The sequence below is a fragment of the Ruegeria sp. AI3 genome, from assembly GCF_056541245.1.
The window spans coordinates 239,012-257,927 of sequence record NZ_JBQFYA010000006.1 but is presented as its reverse complement, the minus strand read 5'-3'; the positions used below and the strand labels follow the sequence as shown (position 1 = coordinate 257,927).

The 18,916-nt window shown below is 56.8% G+C and carries 15 protein-coding genes; 10 read left to right on the top strand and 5 right to left on the bottom strand.

Annotated elements, in window-relative coordinates; genetic code table 11:
* The first annotated feature begins 403 nt into the window (after positions 1-403).
* Positions 404-2,350: a DUF3604 domain-containing protein gene (locus ACRZ95_RS11705; RefSeq protein ID WP_170639646.1), complete on the top strand. Its 1,947-nt coding sequence runs from the start codon at positions 404-406 to the stop codon at positions 2,348-2,350.
* A 543-nt stretch (positions 2,351-2,893) separates the two neighbouring features.
* Complete coding sequence (locus tag ACRZ95_RS11700; protein ID WP_170639647.1) at positions 2,894-3,736, top strand: bifunctional allantoicase/(S)-ureidoglycine aminohydrolase; 843 nt, start codon at positions 2,894-2,896, stop codon at positions 3,734-3,736.
* Between the two features lie 7 nt (positions 3,737-3,743).
* Here the strand turns inward: ACRZ95_RS11700 and bhcR are convergent, their stop codons facing one another.
* Positions 3,744-4,580 carry an HTH-type transcriptional regulator BhcR gene (bhcR, locus tag ACRZ95_RS11695; protein WP_170675794.1) on the bottom strand — a complete coding sequence of 279 codons (837 nt, stop codon included), beginning with the start codon at positions 4,578-4,580 and terminating at the stop codon, positions 3,744-3,746.
* A 168-nt stretch (positions 4,581-4,748) separates the two neighbouring features.
* On the opposite strand from bhcR, the gene bhcA reads away from it, so the two are divergent.
* The 4 genes from bhcA to bhcD all read left to right on the top strand — a co-directional run bounded on the left by bhcA (position 4,749) and on the right by bhcD (position 9,189).
* Positions 4,749-5,939, top strand: coding sequence for an L-aspartate--glyoxylate aminotransferase BhcA (bhcA, locus tag ACRZ95_RS11690; protein WP_170675795.1), 1,191 nt, complete (start codon positions 4,749-4,751; stop codon positions 5,937-5,939).
* On the top strand, positions 5,939-6,907 hold the full coding sequence (gene bhcB / locus ACRZ95_RS11685; RefSeq protein WP_170676135.1) for a beta-hydroxyaspartate dehydratase BhcB: 969 nt from the start codon (positions 5,939-5,941) through the stop codon (positions 6,905-6,907). The genes bhcA and bhcB overlap by 1 nt, the downstream gene beginning before the upstream one ends.
* Before the next feature lie 42 nt (positions 6,908-6,949).
* The gene (gene bhcC, locus ACRZ95_RS11680) at positions 6,950-8,113 is read left to right on the top strand and encodes a 3-hydroxy-D-aspartate aldolase BhcC (protein WP_170675796.1); all 1,164 of its coding nucleotides are present in this window, start codon (positions 6,950-6,952) and stop codon (positions 8,111-8,113) included.
* A gap of 110 nt (positions 8,114-8,223) precedes the next feature.
* Positions 8,224-9,189: an iminosuccinate reductase BhcD gene (gene bhcD, locus ACRZ95_RS11675; RefSeq protein WP_170675797.1), complete on the top strand. Its 966-nt coding sequence runs from the start codon at positions 8,224-8,226 to the stop codon at positions 9,187-9,189.
* Positions 9,190-9,362: 173 nt separating this feature from the next.
* On the opposite strand, the gene ACRZ95_RS11670 is transcribed toward bhcD, so the two are convergent.
* Together ACRZ95_RS11670 and puuE are read right to left on the bottom strand one after the other, a co-directional pair.
* Complete coding sequence (locus tag ACRZ95_RS11670) at positions 9,363-9,848, bottom strand: ureidoglycolate lyase (protein WP_170675798.1); 486 nt, start codon at positions 9,846-9,848, stop codon at positions 9,363-9,365.
* On the bottom strand, positions 9,845-11,257 hold the full coding sequence (gene puuE, locus ACRZ95_RS11665) for an allantoinase PuuE (RefSeq protein ID WP_170675799.1): 1,413 nt from the start codon (positions 11,255-11,257) through the stop codon (positions 9,845-9,847). The genes ACRZ95_RS11670 and puuE overlap by 4 nt, the downstream gene beginning before the upstream one ends.
* A gap of 146 nt (positions 11,258-11,403) precedes the next feature.
* Here puuE and uraH point away from each other — a divergent pair, with 146 nt between their 5' ends.
* The gene (gene uraH / locus ACRZ95_RS11660) at positions 11,404-11,757 is read left to right on the top strand and encodes a hydroxyisourate hydrolase (protein ID WP_170675800.1); all 354 of its coding nucleotides are present in this window, start codon (positions 11,404-11,406) and stop codon (positions 11,755-11,757) included.
* A gap of 12 nt (positions 11,758-11,769) precedes the next feature.
* Here the strand turns inward: uraH and ACRZ95_RS11655 are convergent, their stop codons facing one another.
* A complete protein-coding gene (locus tag ACRZ95_RS11655; protein WP_170675801.1) occupies positions 11,770-12,684 on the bottom strand; it encodes a LysR family transcriptional regulator in 915 nt (304 codons plus the stop codon).
* Between the two features lie 101 nt (positions 12,685-12,785).
* Between ACRZ95_RS11655 and ACRZ95_RS11650 the strand changes: the two genes are divergently transcribed.
* Positions 12,786-14,018 (top strand): urate hydroxylase PuuD, encoded by a 1,233-nt coding sequence (locus ACRZ95_RS11650; protein WP_170675802.1) that lies wholly within the window; start codon positions 12,786-12,788, stop codon positions 14,016-14,018.
* A 41-nt stretch (positions 14,019-14,059) separates the two neighbouring features.
* On the opposite strand, the gene ACRZ95_RS11645 is transcribed toward ACRZ95_RS11650, so the two are convergent.
* Positions 14,060-14,962: a LysR family transcriptional regulator gene (locus ACRZ95_RS11645; RefSeq protein WP_170675803.1), complete on the bottom strand. Its 903-nt coding sequence runs from the start codon at positions 14,960-14,962 to the stop codon at positions 14,060-14,062.
* 154 nt (positions 14,963-15,116) lie between these two features.
* Between ACRZ95_RS11645 and xdhA the strand changes: the two genes are divergently transcribed.
* Both xdhA and xdhB read left to right on the top strand, forming a co-directional pair.
* Positions 15,117-16,580: a xanthine dehydrogenase small subunit gene (gene xdhA / locus ACRZ95_RS11640; RefSeq protein ID WP_480554971.1), complete on the top strand. Its 1,464-nt coding sequence runs from the start codon at positions 15,117-15,119 to the stop codon at positions 16,578-16,580.
* 15 nt (positions 16,581-16,595) lie between these two features.
* A complete protein-coding gene (gene xdhB / locus ACRZ95_RS11635; protein ID WP_170675805.1) occupies positions 16,596-18,914 on the top strand; it encodes a xanthine dehydrogenase molybdopterin binding subunit in 2,319 nt (772 codons plus the stop codon).
* Positions 18,915-18,916: the final 2 nt, after the last annotated feature.

Below are 18,916 nucleotides of genomic sequence, written 5' to 3'. Positions count from 1 at the left end.
ACACGGATTATGCCGTCTCCATGAGCCTAGGTTCGCACCAGCAAAAATTATCTAGAAATATGAATATGATGTTGGGCTTATCTTGAGCTGAAACGACCGAGGCAAAAAAAAGGGATAAGGACAATAGGGGTGTTCGCGACAACCTCTTTACGGCAAGGCCTCCGATCAAGGTCTCGGTTTCAAGACTGGCGAGCCAAGTCACCAGTCGTCAAGAACGTGCACTCGTAGGGGTGCTTTTTACTGCGTCCGAGCGTCAAAGTTTTGGGCGAAGCTGCGGCCCGGGACTAGTCGAGCCTCACCCGGGATCTCTTAAGCTCACATAAGAAAAACCTTTGTTTTCCTTGACGAACAGCCGGGTCAGATGTTGCCATAGACTAGAATTCAGCTCGGCTGGGAGGTTCAAATGAAGTTTTTTCTTAAGACATCGACAGCAATAGTTTCCATAGCGTTCATAGCAAGCTCTTCAAATGCTCAAGACGCTGCACAAGGCGGGCAAGTTGGAGAGATGACCATATCAGTTGATGATATGCGTGAACCAGCGCCTACTGATTTTTCGCCGTATGCAGGTCGAGATTTTCCTACGCGCCCGCTTTGGGGTGACACTCACCTGCACACGTCAAACTCGCTCGATGCGCGCGGATTTGGCGTCATTCTGAGCCCAGACGATGCCTATAGGTTTGCACGTGGTGACGAAGTCACAACATCGCATGGCCTCCGTGTGAAGCTGTCGCGTCCCCTCGACTGGCTTGTCGTATCTGATCATTCAGATGCCATGGGTGCCATGAATGAGATCGTGGCGGGGAACTCTACACTAATGCGTGACCCAACGCTGCGAGACTGGAACGAACGCCTCAACGCCGGCGGGGACGTCGCTCTGGGTGCAACCATGGAAGTTATTGAAACTTTTGCTGGCATCACCGGAGATGCTCTGCCCGAGGCTGTTTCAGATCGCAGGTTTGTACAATCCATATGGGATGAGTTCACGCAAACTGCGGATCATCACAACGCCCCTGGCACATTCACCGCATTCATTGGATACGAGTGGACGTCCACGGAAGCTGGCAACAATCTCCACCGCAACGTAATCTACCGAGATGATGCCATTCGCGCGCGGCAAATGCTGCCCTTCACAACCGCAGAAACTTTTAATCCGGAAAGGTTGTGGGACTGGATGGAAACATATGAACAAGAGACTGGCGGTCGTGTACTGGCCCTTGCACACAACGGTAACGTCTCCAACGGCCTGATGTTTCCGGTCGAGACAAACCCTGAAACGGGTGAGCCTTTGACAGGAGATTACGCAGAGCGGCGTGCCAAGTGGGAGCCGATGTATGAGATCACCCAAATCAAAGGTGACGGAGAGACGCATCCGTTTTTAAGCCCAAACGATGAGTTCGCGGACTATGAAACTTGGGATAAATCCAACCTCGGCCCAACGCCCAAAGAGGATTGGATGCTTCAGTACGAGTATGCCCGAGAGGCTCTGAAGAACGGACTGAAGCTTGAGGCTCAACTAGGCACCAATCCATACAAATTCGGAGTAGTGGGTTCGACAGACAGCCATACCGCTTTGGCAACAGCGGAAGAAGACAATTTCTTTGGCAAACATTCTGGCGTCGAACCGGAACCCGGTCGTTGGCAGCACGTCGTTGGTGAGTTCGATACGACAAGAATTCTTGGATGGGAAATGGCAGCGTCTGGCTACGCCGCAGTCTGGGCAGAAGAGAACTCGCGCGAAGCAATTTTCGATGCAATGGAACGGAAAGAAGTCTATGGGACGACCGGCAGTCGAATTGCAGTTCGCTTCTTTGGTGGCTGGGACTTTACCGAAGCTGACGCAAGGTCTCGTTTGCCCGCCGAAATAGGATATGAAAAAGGCGTTCCGATGGGAGGGGACCTCGCAGATGCAACAGAAGGCGCGGACGCCCCAACATTCCTGGTTGCTGCGCTGAAAGATCCGTTTTCCGGCAATCTCGACCGTGTTCAGATTGTGAAAGGTTGGTTAAATGCCAATGGCGAAACTGAAGAGCGGGTCTATGACGTAGCTTGGTCGGGAGACCGAAAACTTGATGCTGACGGCAAGCTGCCAGCGGTTGGGAACACCGTGGATGTTGCAACGGGCACGTTTACCAACTCGATAGGGTCTCCAGAGCTGATCAATGTTTGGACGGATCCTGAATTTGATCCGTCAGTCAGGGCTTTCTACTACGCACGTGTCCTAGAGATTCCCACTCCGAGGTGGACAATTTACGACGCCGTTCGGTTTGGAGACGAGGTGCCTGCCGAGGTGCCTACGTCAACGCAGGAACGTGCTTACACTTCGCCAATTTGGTATACTCCCAAAGGCTGAAATGTAACTCGTCCTTATGTTGGTGTCGTAAAAACCCGGCTGTTCCTGTCGCCGCAACATCGGGCTAGTCGGATTGTGCGAACGTCCACCTAGGGCTTCGAGCAGACATCGAAACACTCCAGTCGAGGGACTGCTTTGTGTCGGTACTGGCCACTACCGATTCAACGGATCAACTCCTGCAGTGTCCTAAAATCCTCGCTGCTTTCGGGTTCACCTCAAGGGCGATTACATGCACGCAAAGAAAATCGCTATGTTGACCGGTCAGTGATGACGCGCGGCGCATCAGTATGCTGTGTAAGAGAATAGCTTTTTGAGACTATGTACAAGCCGAATGGCTTGTGAATCCCAACGCAAATTTGTGTGACGCTGCCTCTTGCGGATCAAATAGGGAAATCGTCTGACGCTGATTGAAACCTCAAAATCCCCAAACAATTATCATGATTATCAAATTTTTACAGAGAGAGCTGTCGCCTCCTTACGGCTGGTTCGATCCTCAGAACCGGAGCATACGTAAACGCGTACGGCTTTTCTTCAGGAGCACACATGAGCAAGCAATACTACGCACCCCATGGCGGACACCCCGGACAAGACCAGCTGTTGACGGACCGCGCCGTGTTTACGGATGCTTATGCCGTGATCCCCAAGGGCACCATGCGGGACATCGTGACGAGCTTTCTGCCGTTCTGGGACGATACGCGCCTTTGGGTGATTTCGCGCCCACTGACAGGATTTGCCGAGACCTTCTCACAATATATCGTGGAGGTGCAGCCGGGCGGAGGCTCGGACCGGCCCGAAACCGACCCCGAAGCCCAAGGCGTTCTGTTCGTAGTCGAAGGCACCGCAACGCTGATCGCTGCAGGTACGCGCCATGAGCTGACCCCCGGCGGCTATGCCTATCTGCCGCCCGGATGCGATTGGACCCTGCGTAACCACTCCGATGACACCTTGCGGTTCCATTGGATTCGCAAAGCCTATGAGGCCGTTGAGGGGTTGGGCACTCCAGATGTCCTTGTGCTGAATGAAAACGATATCGCGCCGACTCCAATGCCTGGCACAGATGGCAAATGGGCGACAACGCGATTTGTCGACCCGAATGACCTGCGCCACGACATGCATGTCACCGTGGTGACATTCGAACCCGGTGCGGTCATCCCTTTCCTCGAAACCCATGTGATGGAACACGGCCTCTACGTGCTTGAGGGTAAGGCGGTGTACCGGTTGAACAATGACTGGGTCGAGGTCGAGGCGGGAGACTACATGTGGCTGCGTGCATTCTGCCCACAGGCCTGTTATGCAGGTGGTCCAGGAAAGTTCCGGTACCTGCTTTATAAGGATGTAAACCGACACATGCCGCTGCGCCTTGGATCGGCTGCAAACCGGCGTTAGGGAGCAGTCAACTAACGGTTCCTCCGATGGCCTGAGACAACGCTTGGCCCGCCTCAATCACGGGGCGGCTGAGCTGTTCGATCCCGTTCTCGCGCACCCGGCTGGTAGGTCCCGAGACGGAAATCCCCGCAACCGCTTCGCCGTTCACGTCGAACACCGGCGCAGCGATACAGCGCATGCCCTCGTTCTTTTCCTCATTGTCGATCGAAAAACCTCGCGCACGGATAGAAGTTAGGTCCTGTTTCAGACTCTCTACAGTCGTGATCGACCGGTCCGTGAACGCCTGCAGTTGGACCGAAGCCAGCAATCTGTCCAACCGGTCTTCATCCATATGCGCCAGCAGGACCTTCCCGATCCCCGATGCGTGCATGGGCGACAGTGTTCCGGGCGGAAAGAAGGCCCGAATGCTGGCATGCGTTTCGACTTGGCTTAGAAACAGGACTGAGCCTTCTTTCTGAATGCCTAAATTGGCCGTCTCACCCGTGGCTTCCATCAGCTTGCGCATCACCGGCCTTGCCCGATCAACAAGGCTGGTGCGCCTTAGGAATCGCGAGCCTATGACGAAGGCACGGGGGCCGATATGCCAAATCTGCTCGACGGGATCGAACTCTACTAGGCCCCTACCCTCAAGCGTGACAAGGATGCGATAGACCGTGGCCGGGGACTGCTGCATTTCGTCGGACAGCATCGTCAATGACTTGCCTTGCGCCTCGCTCAGATACTCGAAAACCTCCATCGCCCGGTCGAGGGATTTGATCGTGTTCTGAGCCGTTTTGTCATCCCACCCCCGCGGCCTTCCCCTGGCTTTGCGAAGGGAGCCAGCGCCATTTTTTTGAGAAACCATAAGAACCTTCGGATTTTTTCGAAATTTTAATTCATCATATGAAAAACATAAGATACTGACAACTATAATTTAAATCGCGACTATTAGTTTTTGAAAATCGTTTTCAAAAAAATTTAAAATCAAGGAGCTTGGCCTTAGGATGTCTCCAACGACGGAAGGAGACCATCCATGAGCTTTCAAAACCCCGTTTTCATTCCGGGCCCGACCAATATCCCTGAAAGCCTGCGCAAGGCTTGTGACATGCCCACGATCGACCACCGGTCGCCGCTGTTTGGGCAAATTCTGCACCCTGCCCGCGCGGGTGTTCGGAAAGTTCTGAAAAGCGACAGCGCCGAGGTGTTCATCTTCCCCTCGACCGGGACGGGCGGCTGGGAAACAGCTTTGACCAACACCCTATCTGCCGGAGACAAGGTTCTGGCCGCGCGCAACGGCATGTTCAGCCATCGCTGGATCGACATGTGCCAGCGCCACGGGCTGAATGTCGAGATCGTCGAAACCCCGTGGGGTCAGGGCCTGCCTGCCGACCGCTATGAAGAGATCCTGACCGCGGACACCAACCACGAGATCAAAGCCGTTCTTGCCACGCATAACGAAACGGCAACCGGCGTAAAATCGGACATTGCCGCCGTGCGCAAGGCGCTGAACGCGTCAGGGCATTCTGCGCTGCTGTACGTTGATGGCGTCTCGTCCATTGCGTCGATGGATTTCCGCTTTGATGAGTGGGGCGTCGATGTGGCCGTCACCGGATCGCAAAAAGGGTTCATGCTGCCCGCAGGTCTCGCGATCGTCGGCTTTAGCCAGAAGGCGATGGAGGCGACCAAAACTGGCACCCTGCCCCGCACGTTTTTTGACGTCCACGACATGGCCAAGGGATACGCAAACAGCGCCTATCCCTACACGCCTGCCGTCGGCTTGATGAATGGCCTAAACCAGGCCTGCGACATGTTGCTGAAGGAAGGGTTGGAGAACGTCTTTGCCCGCCATACCCGCATCGCCGAAGGGGTGCGTGCCGCTGTTGGCGCATGGGGGCTGGAGCTTTGTGCCGCGAACCCCTCGGTTTATTCCGACACGGTCAGCGCGATCCGCACACCGGATGGTTTCAACGCAACCGATATCGTCACCCATGCCGCCGAGAAATACGGCGTGGCCTTTGGCGTCGGCCTTGGCGAAGTCGCTGGCAAAGTCTTCCGGATCGGACATCTGGGCAGCCTGACCGACGTCATGGCCTTGTCGGGGATCGCGACAGCCGAAATGTGCATGGTCGATCTGGGTTTGAACATTCAACTGGGTTCGGGCGTGGCGGCCGCACAGGAATACTATCGCGGTCATCCAGCCGCCGTTCAGAAGGACGCTGCATGATAAAGGACCTCTCCATGTATATCCCGACCTATGAGGACATGCTCGAGGCGCATACTCGGATCGAACCTTACATCCGTCGGACCCCGGTTCGGACCTCGGACTACCTGAACGAATTGACGGGCGCCCAGTTGTTCTTCAAATGCGAGAACTTTCAGGAACCGGGCGCCTTCAAGGTACGCGGCGCCACCAACGCAGTATTCGGCCTTGACGAGGGACAGGCGAAGAAAGGTGTTGCCACCCATTCCTCCGGTAATCACGCGTCATGCTTGTCCTATGCCGCAATGAAGCGCGGCATTCCGTGCAACGTTGTGATGCCGCGCACAGCGCCTCAGGCCAAGAAAGACACGGTGCGTCGCTACGGAGGCAAAATCACCGAGTGTGAGCCCTCTACCACGTCGCGCGAGGCGACTTTCGCTCAGGTTCAAGCGGCCACGGGGGGGGATTTTGTCCATCCCTACAACGATCCGCGGGTGATCGCCGGACAGGGCACCTGTTCGCGCGAATTCATGGAGCAGACCGATGGTCTGGACGCGGTGGTTGCCCCTATCGGCGGTGGTGGCATGGTGTCCGGCACTTGCCTGACCCTGTCCACCCTTGCGCCTGAAACCGAAATCATTGCGGCGGAACCCGAACAGGCGGATGACGCCTATCGCAGTTTCAAAGCGGGTCACATCATCGCCGATGATGCGCCGAAGACCATTGCCGACGGCCTGTTGGTGCCCCTGAAAGACCTAACGTGGCACTTCGTCTCGAACCACGTTTCCGAGATCTACACGGCCTCGGAACAAGAGATCATCGACGCGATGAAGCTGACGTGGAAACACCTTCGGGTCGTGATGGAGCCGTCCTCGGCTGTGCCTCTGGCTACGATCCTCAAGAACCCCGACGCGTTCAAAGGTAAGCGGGTCGGCCTGATCATCACCGGTGGCAATGTCGATCTGGACAAGCTGCCCTGGCTGAACACCTGACCCAGTCGCAACAGACATCAATACCGACACAGGAATACGGACATGAAAGATATGACCAATCTCGACGCATTCGAAGTAGGCTATGACATTCCGGCCAAGCCCGGAATGGATGAAGCAGACATCCAGACCCCCAGCCTTGTGCTGGATCTCGATGCGCTTGAACGCAACATCAAGAAGATGGGCGATTATGCCAAGGCCCACGGTATGCGCCACCGCGTGCACGGCAAAATGCACAAATCCGTCGATGTGGCGAAACTGCAGGAACGCCTTGGCGGAGCAGTGGGCGTGTGCTGTCAGAAGGTTTCAGAGGCCGAGGTTTTCGTGCGCGGTGGGATCAAGGACGTGTTGGTGTCGAACCAGGTGCGCGACCCCGCCAAGATCGACCGCCTGGCCAGCCTGCCAAAACTCGGCAGTCGCATCATTGTATGTGTCGACGACGTAGACAACGTCGCAGATCTTTCCGGAGCAGCCGTCGATCACGGCACTCAGCTTGAGGTCTTCGTCGAGATCGACTGCGGCGCGGGACGGTGCGGCGTGACCACTACGCCTCAGGTGATTGAAATTGCCAAAGCGGTCGAAGCGGCCGACAACCTCAAATTCACCGGCATTCAAGCCTATCAGGGTGCGATGCAGCATCTCGACAGCTACGAGGCGCGCAAGGAAAAGCTGGATACCGCAATTGCGATGGTCAAAGACGCTGTTGACGGCCTGAAAGCCGAAGGCATCGATTGCGAGCTGGTTTCAGGCGGCGGCACCGGCTCTTACTACTTCGAGTCCGACTCGGGCGTATACAATGAGCTTCAATGCGGGTCCTATGCCTTCATGGATGCCGATTACGGCCGCATTCTGGACAAAGACGGCAACCGCATCGACCGGGGTGAGTGGGAGAACGCTCTGTTCATCCTGACCAGCGTCATGAGCCACGCCAAAGCTGATAAGGCGATTGTCGATGCAGGCCTAAAGGCGCAATCGGTAGACAGCGGTTTACCCGTCGTGTTTGGGCGCGACGACGTTGAGTACACTAAATGCTCGGACGAGCATGGCGTTGTGATGGATACGGATGGTGTTCTCAAAGTCAACGACAAGCTCAAGCTGGTGCCCGGTCACTGCGACCCAACGGCCAATGTACATGATTGGTATGTCGGTGTGCGCAACGGCAAGGTCGAGGCCGTCTGGCCCGTATCCGCCCGCGGCCGCGCCTACTAAGGCCTTACAATCAAGAAAATCTGGCTCAACAGTAGCCTGATTCTCGCCCGTGTACCTCCTCTCCCTTCGGGACAAGCGCACGGGCGAACGAATTCCAAGTGGAGACTGACATGTTGATCGTACCCGAGCGTGAGATCGCCGGATTGATGACCCGCCAAGCCGCCTTTGATGCCGTTGAAAGCGTCTTTGCGGCGATGGCCGCTGGCGATGCCTATAACTTCCCTGTTGTGCGTGAGGCCATCGGCCACGAAGACGCGCTGTATGGCTTCAAGGGTGGTTTTGACCGCGCCGGCCTGACTTTGGGCCTGAAGGCCGGTGGCTATTGGCCGAACAACCTTGAGAAACGCGGGTTGATCAACCACCAATCCACGGTTTTTCTGTTCGATCCCGACACGGGCAAACCGTCGGCGATGGTTGGCGGCAACCTGTTGACGGCGCTGCGCACAGCGGCGGCTTCGTCCGTGTCGATCAAACATCTGGCCCGCGCAGATGCCAAGGTGATCGGCATGATCGGAGCGGGCCATCAGGCCGGTTTTCAACTGCGCGCCGCGCTGGAACAGCATAGCTTTGAAAAGGTCATTGGCTGGAACTACCACCCGGAAATGCTGCCCAATATCGAGAAAGTCGCTGTTGAGGCAGGCGTCCCATTTGAGGCGGTCGAACTTGACGGAATGACCGAAGCGGATGTGATCATCTCGATCACTTCGGCTTTTGCGCCGTCGTTGATGGCACACCACGTCAGCCCCGGAACGCATGTGGCCTGCATGGGAACAGACACCAAGGGCAAACAGGAGGTCGAATCCACCCTGCTGGCCAAAGCGAGTGTCTACACAGACGAGGTTGCGCAATCCATCACCATTGGCGAGGCACAGCACGCCGTCGCAGAAGGTCTGATCAGCCAAAGCGACGTCGCTCAGCTTGGCGCGGTCATCAATGGAACGCATGAGGGCCGCTCCGCGGATGATCAGATCACATTGTTCGATGGCACAGGCGTTGGCCTGCAGGATCTTGCGGTGGCCGCAGCGGTGGTTGACCTTGCCGTAGAAAAAGGGATCGCGATCGAGGTTGATTTCTGACCTCGCTGGTACCTGTTTCCGAGCAGCAAGTCGCCCCTCGGCTTGCAACGGCCGGGGTTCGTGCCCCGGCCAATGTCATTCCACCCGGAAGATTTTGCTAGGCGTTGAATTTTCGCTGGATTGCCAGCCTCATGCGCAGGGAAGTTGCGATACCTTGCGCATCTTCAGGCGATTTATTCGACGATAAGGAACGGCACCTCGAACCAATGCTCCTGCAGGTTGGGTCCAGTTCCAATTCTATCCACGACCGCAAAAAGCCCCGGATCATGGAGCGGTGTCAGTACCCCGTGCCAAGTGTTTCGGTGGTAGTTCACCCCTTGCCTCGGCGCAGTTATGAACGCAATCGGGTGTCCGGGTTGTCCGTCTTCATCGGTAGCTACAACCACAACAAACGGCTTTTCGGACAATGGCAGAAAGGCCTGACTGCCCTCAGGGTGACGCTCCATCATATCCAGCCTGATCGGAAGGCTGAAAGCCTCGGACTGGAACACGCTGATCCCCGCGCGGCCGTCCTGGAAATCCAACTCTGCGCGGTCATGATAGCGGGCGCATTTGCCCTGATTGATGTACTTGTCCACCTCACCCGCCGCTTGGATCACATCTCCAAACGGCGCAAAGGCTTCAGGGGTCAGAGGCTGTAGCTTCAACTCGATGGTCATTCCGAGAACTTCTCGATCAAGCGCAGCTCGGCGATCCGTTCGACCTGACGGCAGGCTTCGTCGAACTCGGTATCCCGGTCGCTGTCTATGCGGCGGTGAAAGGCCTTTAGGATGCTGGCCTTCGTGTTGTCCTTGACCGCGATGATGAAGGGAAAGCCGAATTTGGCCGTGTAGGCCTCATTCAACGCGGTAAAGGTTTCGCGTTCTTCATCCGTCAGCATGTCCAGACCGGCCCCAGCCTGTTCCGCCGTGCTTTCCTTGGTCAGCCGCCCGGCGGCGGCAAGCTTGCCCGCCAGATCCGGGTGCGCCGTCAGAACGCCAAGGCGTTGCTCGGACGTGGCGGTGCGAAAAACACGGGCCAGCGCATTGTGGACGCCAGCCGCATTGTCATGGGTCGGTCCCAGTTCAAGGTCAAATGCGCCTTCGGCAATCCATGGGCTGTGTTCGAACACGCCGCCAAATTCGGATACAAAGGTCGGCTGGTCCATTTCGGACGGGGTGAGACGTTGCATCGGGGGGTGTTCCTTGGCCCAGTGATCGGCGATCTGTTCACGGGTCGCGAACCAGACTCCATCATGTTGTCTGAAATAGTCCAGCGCGCGTTTCAGCGCCATGGCGCGACCCGGACGGCCAATCAAGCGACAATGCAACCCGATCGAGAGCATTTTCGGCATACCCGCCGTGCCCTCGGCATAGAGCATGTCGAAGCTATCTTTCAGATAGCTTTCGAACTGCTCGCCATTCGTATACCCGGCCTGAATCGCGAAACGCATATCGTTGCAATCCATCGTATAGGGCACGATCAACTGATCCTTGCCCCCTCCCTTGATCCAATAGGGCAGATCATCGGCATAGCTGTCCGCGATATAGGCAAAGTCACCCTCTTCGGCAGCAAGATCAATCGTGTTCATCGAACACCGGCCCGTGTACCAACCGCGCGGAGGTTGACCGGTGACTTCGGTGTGCAAACGGATCGCCTCGCGGACCTGGGAGCGCTCAACTTGCGGGTCCATATCCTTGTGTTCGATCCATTTCAGCCCGTGGCTCGCGATCTCCCAGCCTGCATGCTTCATCGCCGCAACCTGTGCTGGGGCACGCGCCAAAGCGGTCGCCACGCCATAAACGGTCACTGGCAGGTCCTGCAAAAGGTGGTGAACACGCCAGAACCCGGCACGGCTGCCGTATTCGTAGATCGATTCCATGTTCCAGTGCCGCTGTCCTGGCCAGGGGGCCGCACCAGTGATCTCGGACAGAAACGCCTCAGATGCAGCGTCACCGTGCAAGATGTTGTTTTCGCCACCTTCCTCATAGTTCAATACGATCTGAATCGCGATCCGGGCCCCATTCGGCCAGTTGGCTTTTGGCATTTGACTGCCATAGCCGGTCATATCTCGTGGATAAGGCTTCACATCTGTTTCCTTCTTCTTGAGTTCCTCAATACTCCGGATAATCAAAGAAATTTTTCAAAAAATACGAAAAGCAGCTTCGGATAGTCTGGCTTTGCCCTCGGAGGAGAAAACAGACTAATGAATAAGCAACTTTAGGAGTGGCACAAATGACCGGTTACCTTACCACACATGTTCTGGATACTGCACGGGGATGCCCCGCCGAGGGGCTGAAAATCGAGCTGTACCGCATCAATGGTACAGACCGCACCTTGCTGAAAGCACTGGTAACAAATGACGACGGCAGAACCAACGAGCAGATTCTGCCGCAATCCGAGTTTTCAACGGGCGAGTATGAGCTGATCTTCTATGCCGGCGCGTACCTTGACGCGTCGGGCACGCCGCCCGAGGAACCTCGCTTTCTGGATGTGATACCGATCCGGTTCGGGATGTCCGAGCAGTCTCACTATCATGTGCCTCTGCTTCTTTCCCCTTTTGGATACTCGACCTACCGCGGCAGCTGAGGCCTTGTCGCTCTAGTTGTTCGCAGCAGCGATCGAGGATCCGATACGCTCTATGATGAACTCCATGAAAAGCCGCGTTTTGGGGTCTTGCATGCGACGGTGGGTGAACAAACACGCCATCTGAATGGGTTCCGGCGGCGTTTCTGTTGCGACCGGAATCAGATTCCCGGCCTTGAGGTGCTGTGCGATTTCAAAGATCGGCTTGAGCGCGATCCCGTGACCCGCAAGTGCCCAATCCGTCAACACATCGCCATCGTCCGATTCATAGCGGCCAGAAACGCGAAATCGCTTTGGCCCCGTTTCAGTTCTGAGAAGCCATTGAAACTCGGTCGCGCCCGGAAAGCGCAGATTGAGGCATTCATGATTGTCGGCGATCAAGTCGTCTCCGCTTGCCGGCATCCCGCGTTTTTTGATGTATTTTGGGGATGCACACAGAACTCTTTCAACATCGGCGATCTTGCGAATGCGCAAGTTGCTGTCCTCGGGCTGCCCTAGGAAAAACGCAAGATCCAGACCTTCTGTTGTTAGATCGACTTTGCGATCTGTCAGCCTCAGCCTGACATTGACTTCGGGGTACTCGGCCAGAAACTTTGGAACCTGTGGCGCGATCAGCCTGCGACCGACGCCCAATGGCGCAGCGACATAGAGAGATCCTTTTAGATTCTCGGTAATATTGACGATCTGCGCCTCGGCGTTTTCGACGGCCTCGAGGATCTCAGCGGCCCCCCGATAAAACGATTGCCCTTGTTCGGTCGGCGTTAGGCTGCGCGTCGTGCGTTGAAATAGCCGCACGCCGAGATGCTCTTCCAATTGCGATATCCGCGCTGAGGTGACAGCCGGAGAAACCCTCAGATCACGGCCTGCGGCAGACATGCTGCCCAACTCGTAGACTCGGACAAAGGTTCTGATGTTATCTAGATAGGACATTTTTTTGCATTTTTTGATACTGCTTGGTCTTTGCTAGCAATACCAGAACAAAGCAGTCTCGCATAGAGTGAGCGGAAGCAAAGAATCTTAGGAGCAAACCCATGTATGATCTGGCCGTAATGTGGGAGTGGATCGCCTTTTCGGTCCGCTGGCTGCACGTTGTCACTGCGATGGCGTGGATTGGGGCATCTTTTTACTTTATCGCTTTGGACCTTATGCTTAAGCCAAACCCTGCGCTGCCGGATGGGGCCTATGGCGAAGAATGGGAGGTCCATGGCGGCGGGTTTTATCACACCGTGAAATACCTCGTGGCCCCCGCCCAGATGCCCGAGCATCTGACCTGGCACAAATGGCAAAGCTACACGACATGGCTGTCCGGCGCCGCGCTTCTGATGATCATTTACTGGGTTGGAGGAGAGCTGTTCCTTCTAGACCCAACCAAGGTCGATCTGGCGCTATGGCAGGGAATTCTGATCTCTGGCGGGTCACTGACCATTGGTTGGTTGCTCTATGACCAAATGTGCAAATCCAAGCTGAGCGATCATCCCACCGTTCTGATGCTGTTGTTGTTCGTGATCCTGGTGATCATGTCCTGGGGCTACAACCAGATATTCACCGGACGGGCCGCTCTGCTGCATCTTGGGGCGTTTACCGCAACGATCATGACGGCCAATGTGTTCTTTCAGATCATGCCGAACCAGCGCATCGTGGTCGCAGACCTCAAGGCGGGTCGGACCCCGGACGCCAAATACGGCAAGATTGCCAAGGTGCGTTCGACGCACAACAACTATCTGACCTTGCCGGTCGTGTTCCTGATGCTGTCGAACCACTACCCGCTGGCCTTCGGCACTGAGTATTCCTGGATCATTGCAAGCCTGATCTTCCTGACCGGGGTCACCATTCGCCACTACTTCAACACGATGCATGCGACTGGAACAGGCCCTCATTGGACCTGGGCAGTCACGGTCCTTCTGATGATCGCGATTGCATGGCTGTCCTCGGTCCGGTCCGGCGAGACATGGGAAGAGGCCGAAGCGCGCGAACTGACACCCTATGAACAGAAATTCGCTTCGGCCGAGGGGTTCGAGGCCGCTTATGACACGGTCCTGGGCAACTGTTCCATGTGTCATGCGCGCGAGCCGGTTTATGGCACAATGAAATGGGCGCCCAAGAAGGTCTATCTTGAAACGCCCGGCGATGTCGCCCGCCAGGCTGATCAAATCTATCTGCAGGCCGGGATCAGCCACGCGATGCCGCCGCCAGCCTCGGTTCAAATGGATGACGAAGCCCGTCAGACCATCATCGCTTGGGTGCGTGAAGTAAGAGGCCAGTAAGCCCCGACTTGTAGCAGGTGAAACAGGACCCTCCTGCTGGTTTATCCAAAGAACCTTTTGCTGTGTTTCGCGATGTGTTCGACGAACAGGCGTATCTTAGGGTCCTGAAGTTTCTTGTGCGGATAGAGGCAGCCGAAGATGGTCGGCAATGGCGGTGTCGAGGGCAGAACCTCAACCAGTTGGCCTGACACGAGATACTCTTTCACATCAAAGCGCGGTTTGTTGACGATCCCCTTGCCTGCCAAAGCCCAATCCGTCAGGACATCGCCATCATCCGCATCGTATTTTCCTCGAACCTCCAGTTTGCGCGGCCCCATATCGGTGTTCAGGGTCCAGAAATACTCAGGCGATCTAGGATAGCGCAGCAGCAGGCAATTGTGCGGAGAGTGCAATAGATCATCCGGCGTTTTTGGCACGCCGAAATTCGAAAGATATTCAGGCGAGGCACATAGCAGCCGATCACAATCCGCGAATTTCCGCAGCTTCATGGTGGAATCGCCCGGCTCTCCGATAAAGAACGCAATATCCAGACCATCGGCCATCATGTCCACTTTGCGGTCGGACAGGCGCATGCGGATCTCGGTCTCTGGATAACGCTCCGAGAAATCCGGCACCAGCGGCGCAACGATTCTACGCCCAACCCCCAGCGGCGCTGTGATGCGGATTGCGCCTCGAGGGGCGTCCGAAAAACTGGCGACGCGCGCCTCGGCGTGGTCCAACGCCAGCAAGACGGCCTTGGCCTCATCATAGAAAACCTCGCCGACCTCTGTTGCCGTCATCGAGCGGGTTGTTCTGTTGAACAGGCGCACGCCCAGATGGTTTTCCAGCTCTTTCAGACGTTTGCTGGCCACTGCGGGTGTCAGCCGCAGGTCACGGCCGCCGGACGTGATGCTGCCTAGCTGCATCACCCTAACGAAGACACGCAAGCTTTCGATGTATGACATTCATTCCTCCCACTGCGGGAAGACTGCGACGGCCGGATTTCTTTTTCAACGTTTTGTTGAAAGTATTTGTCATTTCCGACGATTTTAAGACTCAATCTCTGACTCTATGGTCCTGCGGCGACCCACCCGAAGGCAGGTGTAGAGGGAGATTAGCATGACGCCGCGCACTGACATCCGATTTGTCCTAAATGGCAAGGATGTATCCGTTCCAGACGTATCAGCCGACCAGACTCTTCTAGATTTTCTACGTCTCGAGCGTCGGCTGACCGGCACCAAGGAAGGCTGCGCCGAAGGGGATTGCGGTGCATGTACCGTGCTTGTCGGGCGGCTTGGGCGGACAGGACTTGCCTATGCTCCAGTGAATGCATGCATTCGGTTCCTCGCTTCTTTGGACGGCTGCCATGTCGTGACGGTTGAGCATCTGTCCGGCCCCGACGGTCGCCTTCATCCGGTGCAGCAAGCCATGGTGGATCATCACGGCAGCCAATGCGGGTTCTGCACGCCGGGCTTCGTCATGGCGCTCTATGCGCTGTGGATGCAAACGCCCGAACCAACAGAGGCGCAGGTCGAAACCGCATTGCAGGGCAATTTGTGCCGCTGCACCGGGTATGAGTCAATCATTCGGGCAGCCGTTGCCGTCAGCTGCTATGGCACCCCGGCCTCGGACCACCTGAACACCGAACGTGAGGCCGTGACAGGTCGTCTGGCAGCACTGAAAGACGGTCGCCGCGTCGTCTCGGGTCCGATGGACAATCTGAGCATCCTTCCCTCCAGCGTGGATGATCTGGCCGACTGCCTGCAGACTTACCCAGAGGCCACTATCGTCGCGGGGGCAACAGATGTGGGCCTGTGGGTCACGAAATTTCTGCGCAAAATCGGACCGGCGATCTTTACCGGACATCTCGAAGACCTGAAAACGGTCGAAACACAGGGCCAGCACCTGCTGATCGGTGCAGGTGCCAGCTACACTGATTGCCAAAACCTGCTGTCTGAGCATCTACCGCATCTGACCTCGTACTGGGATCGCATCGCCGGGTGGCAGGTGCGAAACATGGGTACAGTTGGCGGAAACATCGCGAACGGTTCCCCCATCGGGGACACGCCGCCTGTGCTGATCGCGCTTGGAGCGGAAATCACGCTGCGGCGAGGGTCGGATGTGCGGACCTTGCCACTGGACGCATTCTTCATTGACTACGGCAAACAAGATCGCCAACCGGACGAGTTTGTCGAAAGCATACTTGTTCCTCTGCCCCAGCCAAAGGAAATGAACGCCGCCTACAAGATCTCGAAGCGCCGGGATGAGGATATCTCCTCGGTGGCGGCAGGTATTCATATGTCGGTTGAAGATGGCATCATCTGCGACGCCCGCATCGCCATGGGTGGCATGGCCGCGACGCCAAAGCGCGCGTCTGCTGCCGAGGCTGCTCTGAACGGTCAGCCCTGGTCGCGGGAAAGTTTCGAGGCGGCGGCAACGGCGCTGGCTCAGGATTTCTCACCCCTGACCGATTGGCGAGCCTCGTCTGACTATCGGATGCTGACGGCCCAGAACCTGCTGCGTCGGTTCTTCCTAGAACATGACGCCCAGACCGACACCCCCGTTCAACTGGCCCGTGCGTAACAAGGAGACGACACAATGAAAGACACCGTTTCCATCGTTGGGGCCGCCCACACCGACGTCAACCACGACAGCGCGATCAAGCATGTTACCGGAGAGGCTGACTACACCGACGATATCGCCCTGCCCCAAGGCGCGCTGCACGCCTATCTTGGCGTTTCCGACGTAGCCCATGCCAAACTGTTGGGCATCGATTTTGCGAAGGTTCTGGCGACACCCGGCGTTGTTGGGGTTTTGACGGCAGATGACGTGCCCGGGATCAATGACATCAGCCCGACCCATCTGAACGACGAGCCGGTTTTCCCAACCGATACCATTCAGTTTCACGGCCAACCCCTGTTCGCCGTCGTTGCCGAAACTCGCGACATCGCACGCCGTGCCGCCGAGCTGGCAGACATCGAATACGAACCACTGCCCCATGCGCTAGACCCGATTGAGGCCCAAAATGCTGGCTACCCGCATGTCACCGCCCCTCTTAAGCTGGAGCGCGGAGATGTCGCCCCGGCTCAGGCTTCGGCCCCCAACCGGATCCAAGGTCGGATGCGCGTCGGCGGTCAGGATCACATGTATCTTGAGGGTCACATTGCCTTTGCCATTCCGGGCGAGGATGATGATGTGGTTGTGCATTGCTCGACCCAGCATCCGTCTGAGGCGCAGCATATGGTGGCCCATGCACTTGGCGTGCCGTCCAACGCCGTTGTGGTCAATGTCCGCCGCATGGGTGGTGGCTTTGGCGGCAAGGAAAGCCAAATGAACCTGTTCTGCGTTGTGGCCGCCATGGCCGCAAAGAAGTGGAACAGGGCCGTCAAGATCAGGCCCGACCGGGATCAGGACATGACGGCGACCGGCAAACGCCATGACTTTGTGATCGACTATGACGTGGCCTTTGACGATGCCGGTCGCATTCAAGCCGTCGAAGGCAGCTTTGCCGCGCGCTGCGGGTTCTCGGCAGATCTTTCGGGCCCCGTGACCGACCGGGCGCTGTTTCATGCGGATAACGCTTATTTTCACCCGAATGTGCGCCTTAACAGCCACCCGATGAAAACCAACACGGTCTCAAACACCGCCTTCCGCGGATTTGGCGGACCACAGGGGGTGATCGCGGCGGAAAGGATGATCGAGGAAATTGCGTATGCCACGGGTCAGGACCCTCTGGATGTGCGCAAAGCCAATTTCTATGGCACCGAAGATCGGAACGTGACGCCTTATCATCAGGTGGTCGAAGACAGCATTCTGGATCGGCTGGTCGGAGAACTAGAGGAGACCTCAGACTACCGCCAGCGGCGACAAGACATCATCGACTTCAACAAAACGTCTCCGATCCTGAAAAAGGGCATCGCTCTGACGCCGGTGAAGTTCGGCATATCGTTCACGGCGACGTGGTACAATCAGGCCGGCGCGCTGGTGCATGTCTACAAAGATGGTTCGATCCACTTGAATCACGGCGGCACCGAAATGGGGCAAGGCCTGAATACCAAAGTCGCGCAGGTGGTGGCTGAGGCCTTCCAAGTTGATTTCAACCGGATCAAGATCACCAAGACAACGACCGAGAAGGTCCCAAACACATCCGCCACCGCAGCTTCCAGCGGCACCGACCTGAACGGAATGGCCGCGTTGAACGCGGTCGAGCAGATCAAGGAACGGCTGGTGAAATTCGCCTCGGAAACATGGGAAGTAAGCCCCGAGCAGGTGATCTTTCTCACCAACCATGTTCATATCGGCGAAGAGGTTCTGCCCTTCGATGTCTTCATCAAACAGGCCTATCTGGCGCGCGTGCAGTTGTCGGCAGCCGGGTTCTACAAAACCCCCAAGATCCACTGGGACCGGGACAAGGGACAAGGCCGCCCGTTCTACTACTACGCCTATGGGGCATCCTGTTCGGAAGTGACCATAGATAGCCTGACCGGAGAATACCGGGTCGACCGCACGGATGTGCTGCACGATGTCGGACGCTCGTTGAACCCCGTTCTCGATAAGGGTCAGGTGGAAGGGGCCTTTATTCAGGGTATGGGCTGGCTGACCACCGAAGAGCTTTGGTGGGATGATGCCGGTCGCCTGCGCACCCATGCTCCGTCGACATACAAGATCCCGCTGGCCTCGGACCGCCCGCGTATCTTCAATGTCAAACTCGCCGATTGGTCGGAAAACCGAGAGTTGACGATCAAACGCTCCAAAGCCGTGGGCGAGCCGCCCTTCATGCTGGGAATTTCGGTGTTCGAGGCCCTGTCGATGGCCGTGGCATCCGTCGCCGACTACCGGGAGTGCCCTCGCCTGGACGCCCCGGCCACGCCCGAGCGTGTACTGATGGCCGTTGCCCGCCTGCAAAACGGTGCCTAAAC